This window comes from Alcanivorax sp. S6407, from assembly GCF_023016115.1.
Lineage (GTDB): Bacteria > Pseudomonadota > Gammaproteobacteria > Pseudomonadales > Alcanivoracaceae > Alcanivorax.
In genome coordinates, this window is sequence record NZ_JALKBH010000012.1 from 19,553 (window position 1) to 30,278 (window position 10,726).

The 10,726-nt window shown below is 48.1% G+C and carries 14 protein-coding genes; all 14 read left to right on the plus strand.

The features are described 5' to 3' along the window. The first annotated feature begins 258 nt into the window (after positions 1–258). The gene (locus tag MWU49_RS17135) at positions 259–708 is read left to right on the plus strand and encodes an OsmC family protein (RefSeq protein ID WP_246974786.1); all 450 of its coding nucleotides are present in this window, start codon (positions 259–261) and stop codon (positions 706–708) included. A 174-nt stretch (positions 709–882) separates the two neighbouring features. Beyond that, complete coding sequence (locus MWU49_RS17140) at positions 883–2,022, plus strand: acyl-CoA dehydrogenase family protein (protein ID WP_246974790.1); 1,140 nt, start codon at positions 883–885, stop codon at positions 2,020–2,022. Between the two features lie 1,030 nt (positions 2,023–3,052). After that, complete coding sequence (locus MWU49_RS17810) at positions 3,053–3,223, plus strand: excalibur calcium-binding domain-containing protein (RefSeq protein ID WP_268885556.1); 171 nt, start codon at positions 3,053–3,055, stop codon at positions 3,221–3,223. A gap of 99 nt (positions 3,224–3,322) precedes the next feature. Then, on the plus strand, positions 3,323–3,655 hold the full coding sequence (locus MWU49_RS17150) for a hypothetical protein (protein ID WP_246974793.1): 333 nt from the start codon (positions 3,323–3,325) through the stop codon (positions 3,653–3,655). 50 nt (positions 3,656–3,705) lie between these two features. Next, the gene (locus tag MWU49_RS17155) at positions 3,706–4,098 is read left to right on the plus strand and encodes a hypothetical protein (RefSeq protein WP_246974795.1); all 393 of its coding nucleotides are present in this window, start codon (positions 3,706–3,708) and stop codon (positions 4,096–4,098) included. Between the two features lie 384 nt (positions 4,099–4,482). Further along, the gene (locus tag MWU49_RS17160; RefSeq protein WP_246974798.1) at positions 4,483–4,776 is read left to right on the plus strand and encodes a hypothetical protein; all 294 of its coding nucleotides are present in this window, start codon (positions 4,483–4,485) and stop codon (positions 4,774–4,776) included. Positions 4,777–4,872: 96 nt separating this feature from the next. Then, positions 4,873–6,162: a hypothetical protein gene (locus tag MWU49_RS17165; protein ID WP_246974801.1), complete on the plus strand. Its 1,290-nt coding sequence runs from the start codon at positions 4,873–4,875 to the stop codon at positions 6,160–6,162. Between the two features lie 85 nt (positions 6,163–6,247). Further along, positions 6,248–6,475 (plus strand): hypothetical protein, encoded by a 228-nt coding sequence (locus tag MWU49_RS17170; protein WP_246974803.1) that lies wholly within the window; start codon positions 6,248–6,250, stop codon positions 6,473–6,475. A gap of 309 nt (positions 6,476–6,784) precedes the next feature. Beyond that, entirely contained in the window at positions 6,785–7,711 is a 927-nt protein-coding gene (locus MWU49_RS17175) for a sulfotransferase (RefSeq protein ID WP_246974805.1), read from the plus strand. Between the two features lie 124 nt (positions 7,712–7,835). Next, entirely contained in the window at positions 7,836–8,483 is a 648-nt protein-coding gene (locus MWU49_RS17180) for a hypothetical protein (protein ID WP_246974808.1), read from the plus strand. 61 nt (positions 8,484–8,544) lie between these two features. After that, positions 8,545–9,096, plus strand: coding sequence for a pyridoxamine 5'-phosphate oxidase family protein (locus MWU49_RS17185; protein WP_246974811.1), 552 nt, complete (start codon positions 8,545–8,547; stop codon positions 9,094–9,096). Between the two features lie 15 nt (positions 9,097–9,111). Continuing rightward, complete coding sequence (locus tag MWU49_RS17190; protein ID WP_246974814.1) at positions 9,112–9,474, plus strand: hypothetical protein; 363 nt, start codon at positions 9,112–9,114, stop codon at positions 9,472–9,474. Further along, the gene (locus MWU49_RS17195; RefSeq protein WP_246974817.1) at positions 9,471–9,893 is read left to right on the plus strand and encodes a hypothetical protein; all 423 of its coding nucleotides are present in this window, start codon (positions 9,471–9,473) and stop codon (positions 9,891–9,893) included. Before MWU49_RS17190 ends, MWU49_RS17195 begins: the two co-directional genes overlap by 4 nt. Before the next feature lie 87 nt (positions 9,894–9,980). Further along, positions 9,981–10,598, plus strand: coding sequence for a hypothetical protein (locus MWU49_RS17200; protein ID WP_246974820.1), 618 nt, complete (start codon positions 9,981–9,983; stop codon positions 10,596–10,598). Positions 10,599–10,726: the final 128 nt, after the last annotated feature.

Consider the following 10,726-nt stretch of genomic DNA (forward strand, 5'->3'; position numbering starts at 1 on the left):
GATGGCATAGGTGCGTTAGCAGCCCCGAAAGCGAGTTGCGAGTGACGGGGTTCGAAAGGCAAAGCCCTCTCTCTTCGAGGGGGCTTTGCTTTTGGTTTTAGAAACTCGCTCCTCGCAACTCGTAACTGGCCTTTCCCGCATTGCCTCTCACCCGCCAAATCTTGACGATCATCAAGATCGACCCAAGTCGAGTTGCCTTTGCGGCCATTCCGGATCATGGTTGAAGAATCAGTCATCGTTGAAAAAAGGAAGCGCGCAATGAGTGAGTATGGAGCTACGGTTGCCTGGCATCTGAAACCGGATACCCCTTTCGATTACGAATCCTTTAACCGTGACCACGAATGGACCCTCAGTGGCGGTGAAGTGGTGCAGGCCTCGGCCTCGCCGGACTTCTTCGGCTGTGGCAACAAGGTCAACCCGGACGAAGCCGTGGTAGCAGCTACCTCCAGCTGCCACATGCTGACCTTCCTGGCCATTGCCGCCAAGCGGGGCCTGAAGGTACTCAGCTATATCGACCGCCCCTCCGGCAAGGTGGAGAAAAACAGTGAGGGCAGAGTGGCCATCACCAGCATCACCTTGCGTCCCAAGGTGGTGTTTGAGGATGCCGATCTGGATGGTCCGGCCCTGCAGAAACTCCATGACAGCGCCCATCGCAACTGCTTTGTGGCCAATTCCCTCAACTCCGATATCGTCATCGAGCCCGCCTGATTCCGTTGTGCCTGTCAGACTCCGGCTGGCAGGCCAATGACCGGGAAAGGTATACAAAAGACCGGACAGTCACCCTTGTTGATGTGAGGCTCACGCCATCCCGCTAGAATGTTGGCCATAATTTGCCGGTGCGGCCCCGTCCGTGCCCGTTAATGACCAACAGGATGAGCCAGTATGCTTGATCAAAACGAAATCGAACTGTTCCGCGACAACGTCAAGAAATTCCTCGAGAACGAGGTTGCCCCCTACTACGACCAGTGGGAAAAGGACGAGAAGTTCCCCCGCGAACTGTGGAACAAGATGGGTGAGAACGGGCTGCTGTGCGTCGACGTGCCGGAAGAATACGGCGGCTTCGGTGCTACCTTCACCCTGTCTGCAGTGATCATCGAGGAGTGTTCCCGTGCCGGTTATGGCGCGCTTGCTTCCAACGTATCCGTGCACTCCGACATCGTCGCCCCCTACATCCTGCACCTGGGCTCCGAAGAGCAGAAGCAGGCCTGGCTGCCGAAAATGGTAAGTGGTGAAGCTGTCGGTGCCATCGGCATGACCGAGCCGGGCGCCGGTTCCGACCTGCAGGGCATGAAGACCCGTGCCGACAAAGACGGTGAGGGCTACAGCATCAACGGCCAGAAGACCTTCATCACCAACGGCCAGCACTGTGATGTTATCGTACTGGCTACCAAAACCGACCCCAACGCCGGTTCCAAAGGCATGACCCTGTTCACCGTAGACTGCACCCTGCCGGGCTTCTCCCGCGGGCGTAACCTGGAAAAAATGGGGCACCACGCAGCCGATACTTCGGAGCTGTTTTTCGAAGACGTGAAAGTGGGCGCCGACCAGATCCTCGGTGGCGAGGGCAAAGGCTTTGCCAACCTGATGAACGAACTGCCCCGCGAGCGCCTGATCCTGGCCCTGGGTGCCGTGGCTGCCTGTGAAGGCATGATCGAGCGCACCATCGAATACACCCAGGAGCGTATGGCCTTCGGTCAGCCGATCAGCAAGTTCCAGAACACCCGTTACGTCCTGGCAGACCTGCACGCCCAGACCCAGATCAACAAGGCGTTTTGCAGCCAGTGCACCACCGAATACGACAAGGGCGAACTGAGCACCACCAACGCCTCCATCGCCAAGCTCACCACCACCGAGTTGCAGGGCGTGGTAGCAGACAAGTGTCTGCAGCTGTTCGGCGGCTACGGCTACATGCAGGAATACCCGATCTCCCGCGACTACGTGGATGCCCGCATCCAGCGCATCTACGGCGGTACCAGCGAGATCATGAAGGAAATCATCTCCCGGGATATCCTCGGTCGATAACCCCTTCGGGTTAGCGAATAAAGAAACGCGGCTTCGGTCGCGTTTTTTTATGCCTGGGAAAAGCAGCTGCGAGCTTTGAGCTGTGAGCTATGAGGAAAGTCAAAGTCAGGGCTGTCTGATCTTGCGTAGGAGCCCGCAGTGCTCGTCAGGGTATGCCTGCAGGCGAACCTCGGGCGCGGGAAGAAAAAAGCAAACCGTAAACGGCTCGAAAGAGTAATGCCATAGTGATGGCATACGCCGTGCTCAACAGATAGCAGGGCATGGCATGTAAGATATGGCTTACAGAAAATACTAACTGATTGATATAGAGTGATTTTATTCGAAGTCTAAATCAGCGGAGCAGCACGGCCGTACCGGTATTATGTCGAATGCTTCGACTTTTGCCAGATGAGAAAGGTTGTTGTTTGTTAGGTAACCTATTGAGCAAATGAATTTATTCTTTGGTGTGATGTACTTCTGGCCCAGAAATATGTCGATAAAAGATATGTCGAACCGTTCGACTGAATACGCTGTTAGGTGAATTATGGGCACGGAAATTCTTGTCGTTATGATCTTTGTTCCGGTTGCTCTATGGGTCTTTGACTTGATGAGAATCGTTCAAAGGAAAAAGGCTTTAGTGCACACCATATTGCTCCTGGTTGGTTTATTGGTGCTCGGGTATTTGGCTCTCTCGTCTTATCAAGGCGGCTGGCACCCAATGCAGGGGGTCATTTTCGGGAGTCTCTTATATGCTCCGAGCTATGTAGTGGCGTGGTTCATCCTATCCGTGATATTCAAGATGAAAAGAGACAATGGAGAGAGCGGTGGAGTCACCTAACAAGCGGCGGCAGACAGATCAAATTTCCGCTCCTTCGTCGCTCCAATTTTCCTGCTGCGCCGGGCGTTATAGCGAAATTAACGTGGGGTAGGGGTTTTGAAAAATTTTCTTCTTGTGGCTGTTTTGGGTTTTGCTGCGTGGAGTTACTACACAAATAACATGGATACGGGTACAAGTGCTGTAATCCATCCGTATGCCATGGATAGGGAAGCAATGGAAGAACCCGTTAATACTTACCGATCAGACTTTCGGTGTGATGGCCGGCAGCATTGCAGTCAGATGACTTCTAGAGCTGAAGCCGAATTTTTCACAAGAAACTGCCCGAATACAAAGATGGATGGTGATAGAGACGGGATACCTTGTGAAAACGATTCCCGGTTTTGATAGCGGGTGCTATAACAAGCGGCGCCAGGCAGACCAAATTTCCGCTCCTGCGTCGCTCCAATTTTCCTGCTGCGCCGGGCGTTAAACGGAAGGGGGAACATGAGCAAGGTTATTGAATTTCCAAGTGCATCAGTTCGGAATGATGTGGAAATAGAAAGAGGTTTCCGTGAGGGGTTGGCTGGTCATGGCTTTTCTGAAGATGCCGTGGAGGCTGCACTTAAAGTTGTTATGCCTTTGATGCTCGAAGCTAAGAAGGCAACCGCTAAGGATCTAGGATTCTCACTCAATACATCGATGAGTGGTGCCGAGATGAAAGACTTACAGGAAAAATTATCCTCGGTTTTGAAATCCTACCAGGCTGAAATTTCTGAATTTGTTCAGAGGCTTATTGTGAAAATTGCAATATTAGAGGCTAGTGCAAATTCCGTTTAACAAGGGCCTGCAAGCCGACCTTCGGCGGCTGAGGCGGGCGTTAACTGCCTATGAATCCAAAACTCAAAAAAAGACTAGAAAATCTCGCTACAATTATTTTTTTTGGCCTCTTTATTTTCTGGTACGGTTATATGGAGCGAGAAGACGCACCATATTTCGTTTTCGCAAAGTCATTCGTAACCACAAATAGCCAACTTGAAAATAAACTAGGCAACTCATGGAAAATTGGTGATTTTGAATCAGTTACGCTGCGTAACGGAGAACCAGAAGTCACCTTTGATATTATTGGCAGTCCATTTATTGAATGCATACGTTTACAACTTGAAGAAACGAAAGAAACTGACTATCGAGTTGTTTCGGTACATGCGGGTAAAAAAGGGAACCTAATGGGTCCAAAGGGACCAACTTGTTATTTCGGTGAACTTGCACGTGTAGAATTCTAATTAATAAGTTAACAAGCGGCTCCACCGGACAAATTTCATTGTCACCTTTTTTGTACCAAAAAAGCCGCCAACAAAATTTGCTCGGTGAGCCGGGCGTTAAATGGCTCTGCTTTATTTATTCCAGAGCAAGATTCCAAGTTGGTGCCACAGTCATGCTTTTGGATGCCGTTAGAAGAATATGAGGTTGTGACTCGGCTTTCCCGTTCGTTGTGGGCGGCCACATTTGAGGTTGGGGGTGTCTTCAGGGTTTGAGTCCTTGCAGGTGCCATAAATGTAGTCTGGTTCGCAGGCTCACACCTTGGTTCTTGGGTAGGCTGGTGTGTCACCACTTAACCAGGCAAGGCAAGCGGACCTTCGGCCGCTGCTCGCGGCGTTAGGTGAATCATGGGAATGGAAATCCTTGTCGTTTTGATCCTTGTTCCTATAGCCCTATGGGTCTTTGACTTGGTGAGAATCGTTCAAAGGAAAAAGGCTTTAGTGCACGCCATATTGTTCCTGATTGGTTTATCGGTGCTCGGTTATTTGGCTTTGTCGTCGTATCAAGGCGGCTGGCACCCAATGCAGGGCATTGTCTTCGGTAGCCTTTTATATGGCCCTGGCTATGTGGTGGCATGGTTTATCCTGTCAGTGATATTCAAGGTGAAAAACGGCAATGGAGAGAGTGGTGGAATCACCTAACAAGCCGCGGCAGGCGGATCAAATTTCCGCTCCTTCGTCGCTAAAATTTGCCCGCTGCGCGGGGCGTTAGTTTCTCACCGTACCATCGGAGATAAAATGGATTTAGATATAAATATAAATGACTTTGCTATTTGGATTTCTGAGATACTTAGATTTGACCTAGAAGAAACGGACGATTCATTTTTATATACGCCTAGGTTTAGCTCGCTTGAAGATATCACGATTACTCTTACCAAAGAAAAATTGGAGATCGAAGTCGAGAGGTTAAAATCTTACGACGCCACCTCAGAGACAGTTCTATCTGATGATAAGTCTTATGAAATATTAGTTAGGGAGGAAGGTCACTTCCATAGGTTTCTACCAAGAAGCAGAGGAGATGATGTTGTTTTAGATATTGGAGACCCAGAAAACAAGATTACTTACACTTTAGGTCGACCTTCCAATCAATTTTCTCTCTACTTAATTAAAAACGCTGCGGAATATGGCGAGCCCAGAGCTTTAGCTCGCCCCGGAATGCCTGGATCAGTTATGAGAAGGGTTTTAGAAGAGCAGCCTTGTGTGCTGGAGTTGGTTAAAAAATTTATAGCTGGGCGTTTAACCTTAAAGCTATCCTCTGAAACAAAGAAAACTGTATCTGAATTCGATAAGTTTTCATCTGCATTTCTTTTTAATATTACTTACAACACAGATACATCGCTCGTACAACAGCGGGATTTTGATGAACTGTTAAGAACAGGCAGAATCACTCGTTCTCGCAGGTCTAGTCTTGATGAAATTGATCCACCAAGAAGAACTTATATCCCGGATTTAATACATCATTATCAGCTCGCGGTCGGTACTGAAAACCCCATGTTGGAATATATTTCCTACTACCACATTGTCGAACATTTTTTTGAATCTATCTTCAATGAGGCCTTAGTGGAAAAAGTTAGGAATAAGCTTACACATCCAGACTTTTCGTATAAGCGTAAAAAAGACATATCATCCTTGATTAAAGATATTGGCAAGTCCATAAAGATGCGTGACGACAGCATGACTTTTAGCGAGCAAGAAGGCCTCAGATTAACACTGGTAAAGCATGTTGACCTGTCAGATTTAAACCAAAAACTAAATGATTATGATGACTCTCTAGTTTCTTACTATAAAACGTCACCAGTTGCTTTTTCATCAGCGCCTGTTGTTGATTTAGAGGGAGATGATGAAGATCTAATATTTAAACATCTTGCCGGTAGAATATACAAAAATAGAAACTCCATAGTTCACAGTAAGGAATCAGAAAAATCCAAATATACACCATTTCGTGACGATAAGACCTTAGTAAAGGATGTGCCTCTAATTAGGTTTATTTCGGAACAAATTATTTTTGCGACTTCAAGTGTTGCATGAAACTAACAAGCGCATGTTGTCGGACTGGTTTTCCGCTGCGCTCCAAAACAGCCGCAAATGCGGGCGTTATGCGGTTTGAAAGATTGTGAACGTAAAGGAAGAAGCTGAAAAATTAGCAGAAGATTTGTTGCGTGAATTGGGCAACGAATCCGAGCGCTATCAATTTCTCATTTCTGACTGGGAGGCACAAGACTGTGCAATGGCAATACGTTGGCTCAAATCCCAGATTTGGGAGGGGTTTAGCGTGTCTTTTGAGGTGAATAAAACCGATAAAAAGGTTTGCCTCAAATCATGGGAAGAAGATTTTGATTAATTTCCTAGTCGCGCATAACAAGGCCAAGTAACATCGTTCGCTGCGCTCTCTGGACAGCCTTGCGCTTGCGCCTTTTGTCCATGGCTTCGCCATTATTGCACAAAAGCCACAATCACAAGTCTGCCGTTGTTGGCGGCGTTATGCATCCAAGGATTAGGCTTTGCATCGTGCGCCCAGGATTCACGATGCAAGACCTGATCCCAGGTTTGAGATTTTGATGCCGCTAGCCCTGTACGCTGAGCGGAGAAGGGCTGAGAGAAGACCCTAATAATTAATAGTCCCTTTTATGTAATGGTATGCGGGGTTGGGGTGAGAAAATATCTTTCAAGAAAGGTTGTTTTTGATTCGGGTGTTTCAGAAAAGGACACTGTCTTCCTGGCTGGCATGGGAAGAAGCGGTAGCACTTTTCTTTCTAATCTTATCAACTATAAAAACACGTATAGAGTAATGTTTGAGCCATTCAGATCCGATCTGGTGAGTGAGGCGGAGATGTTTGTTAATCCGACCTATCTTCGACCTGATCACAAGGATGCTGATCTTTTTGCCTCGGCCAGAAATATTATCAGTGGAAATGTAAGTTCGGATTGGATAAACAAGGAAAACAAAGCAATTTTTCCTTCAAGAAGGCTGATAAAAGACATTCGCGCTAATTTCTTTTTGAAATGGTTAAATAATAATTTCCCGGAAATGAAGATAGTGCTTCTGGTTCGTCATCCGTGTGCGGTAATTGATTCGTGGTTAAGATCAGGCTTTGGTGATGGCAGTGTATCGAGGCGTCGACTTATCGATAATGTTGATTTTGTCAGCGATATTGAAGAAGGGTTGATCAAAGAGTATTTAAAGGCGGACACGGACATTGAGAGGTTGGCTTTTCTTTGGGCATTCAATTACTTCGTTCCATTTCAGCAGTTTTCGTTTGGTGAAATAAAGGTCGTCTTTTATGAAAGCCTCGTTTTAAGTCCTGAAAATGAAATAAGGGAAATATATAGTTTTATAAGTGATGACTTTCAGGATAGAGGTTTTTCTAAACAGGTTTTCTCTCCGTCATCGACAACATCAAAAGATCAAAGTTTTTTTGAGAAAGGTGTCCGTTTGGATGGATGGAGAAAGGATTTGTCAATGGATGATATTAAAAAGATTGATAAGGTCATGGGTTTGTTTGGATTTGGGTCTCTATATTCTTTTGAAGATGGCATGCCAAATCCCGGAGAATTAAGAAAATTAATTAATCCATAGCTTTGTTGATTCGAGAAATTGGGGTCAGATCTCGCATCTTGCGCCCTGGATGCACGATGCAAGACCCGGCTCCATTGCCACAATTTTATAAGTCTACTTGCAAGGTGAAATCGAATATTTCGTTATGGGTTCAACCAAGAAAGTAACGATTCTTCTCCTCGTGTTCGCATTTGGTGGCTGTGCGACAGGTCTGCGTAGTGACTATCAGAATGATGCTGACTTGATCCGCTTGGAGCATTTGGCGTATTGGTCAGGACTTATTGAAGAATACCGTGAAAAAAATGACAGTTATCCTCTTCAAGATCTGGTTGGCAGTGATGGAAATCCTGTTTTAGTAAAAATAGCGACCAGGCAGCAAGCAAAGCAGTTATCAACGTTTATGGAACATTTTGAGTCTGCTTCAATGGCCAGCTTTGTTCGGGAGCTTGAGTCAGGTCTCGGTAGGGAAATAGAAGAACGGTATGATATTCAGCGAATTCCGGTAAAAAGTCCTGTTGGTTATTACTACTTTGCCACAAACGATGGTTATGTATTGTGGGTGACTTGCATCACCTGTGGGGTTACTCAGATTTCAACACTGCTTATGGATGGATTTACACCAACGGTTAATGTGGTGTCACCAAGCATGACAGGCAAAGTTACAAAGGCGCTGCCCCGGAATGAAATGCTCAACCATGCTACCTATCAATCCTGGATTAGCAGGCCCTTCAATAAAGAGGAATACGTGCGGGGCATTGTTGAGAGTAACATTAAAGATAGTAAGCAGCCGTAATTAACTATGTTTCTGTGCTGATTGCCTCCACCACCTCAGCTAGAGAATTATCAGGATCCCCATGGGCCAGCAATACCCGTCTCTCTCCCAAAAGCACATCGACTTCATTGCCGATCAGAAGCTTTTCTTCGTCGGCACAGCCACCGCGGATAGTCGCGTCAATATCTCACCCAAGGGGATGGATTCATTCCGTGTCATCGATGCTAACACGGTGGCCTGGTTGAACGTGACCGGCAGTGGTAATGAAACCGCTGCGCATGTGAAAACACATCCTCGCATGACGATCATGTTTGCCGCATTTGAGGGCAGCCCGATGATTCTTCGCTTGTATGGTTCTGCCACGGCGGTGCATCGCAATGATGCTGAGTGGGAGGAGTTGGCTTCATTGTTTCCTGACATGCCAGGCGCCCGACAGATTTTTCGGCTGGCTATTGATCTTGTGCAGACGTCCTGTGGTATGGCTGTGCCGTTGTTTGATTATGTGGGTGACCGGGATCTGTTGAGTAACTGGGCCAGGAAGAAAGGTGACGAAGGCATCCGGGCTTACTGGGAAGAAAAGAACCAGAGCAGTATTGATGGCATCGCCACGGACATCCTGGACAAGAATGGGTGATGCGGCTTGGGGGTGATGCAGTTTGTTCGCCTCAATGCCCGAGGAAGCCTGACTGAAATCGATAAAAACAGGCTCAGGCGTGAAGCGCGTGCGTTGGCTTCGATCCTTGCTGATCTGGAGTCGGATCCCAATGATCTGGCAGGTACGCTCATGCCTTTGTTGACGGAAGCCATCGCCAGTACGCTTTCGTTACCAGTAGAGCGTGCCCCCTTGCCGATCACGCATATGGAAGATGCCGGAGTGATATTTCCGCAAGGGTTTCTTGACGCTTACTGCGGGTTCTTCCTGACCGCGCAGGGATATCGATATGATTACGACAGGATTGAACACCGGGATGATGGGGATTGGGTGTGGGTAGAGATGGAGGACGATCAGTGAGAATTTTGGCTGTATTTTTCGCTGCCATGTTGGTGGTCCTGTCGGGCTGCACCAATGTGGCTGGAGATGCCATCAGGGTGATCGAGTCAGGAAAGGGGGATGCTTCAGAGTTGCTGATTAGTATCCAGAGCTTCCTTGAGAAGAACGGATACCAGTGTACGACGGAGGCTGCTGTTGAGCGTGTCCGTTGCGAGAAAGAGTTGCGTGATCTTTATATTCATCAGACGCGGGCGGTGCTGGAGATTATCGAAGATACCGATGAGGGCAGTGAGTTCCTGGTGTTGGCGACCCGCTGGGACGAAGGGCTAATCCCCGGTGAGCTGATTTCTTCAGAATTCCATAACCCGGATGTGGTGGCGATGTGTGACGATCTGGTTGAGCGCGCTCTGGGGGAATGCCGGATTAAAAGTCTCGATTAGCAGCAGTTATACATTTTTCCCTCTGCTGTCGGCTGCACAGTCGGGCACAGTGTGTATCAATGCAGCATCTGAAAAAGGACGTTTCTGATGCTGCACAAACTTCATCGCCTTTCCGCCTGCGTACTGGCGAGCTTTATTCTGGTTCATCTGCTTAATCATCTTTTTGCTATCCAGGGTGTGGATGCGCATATCGGCTTCATGGAGTCGTTCAGGAGCATTTACCGTCAGACGTTGGTAGAAGCCCTGCTGCTCGGTTGTGTTCTGTTCCAGGTGGGCTCCGGGTTGGTGTTCCTGCGTCGGCGTTGGGGGCAGCGATCCGGTTTCTTTGATCGGTTGCAGGCCCTGTCGGGTGCCTATCTGGCCTTCTTCTTCCTGAATCATGTTGGCGCTGTGCTGTTTGGGCGTCTGGTACTGGGTCTGGATACCAACGTCTATTACGCGGCAGCGGGGATGCACGTAAATCCGTTCCAGTATTTCTTTGTGCCTTACTATTTTCTGGCAGTGGTTGCGGTGTTTGGCCATGTGGCCTGTGCACTGCACTGGTTGTTGAGAGAGAAGCTGGCGTTGCCGAACAGGAATCTGCTGGGCTATGGCATGTTGTTGGCGGGGGCGGTGGCCGGCTTGCTTATCGTGCTGGCGCTGGCCGGGCAGCTTTATCCGCTCACCATTCCGGCAGAGTACCTGGAAACCTATCAGATCTTTTAAAGCATGCCGTAGATACCGTCTCTCTCCATACCCTGCAAGCCTTCTCTAGGCGACTTGCGGGGTATATTCCTTCTGGTGTTTGATTACCCCGTAGGCAATCTGCACCAGCTTTCTCATGGCAGCCACTA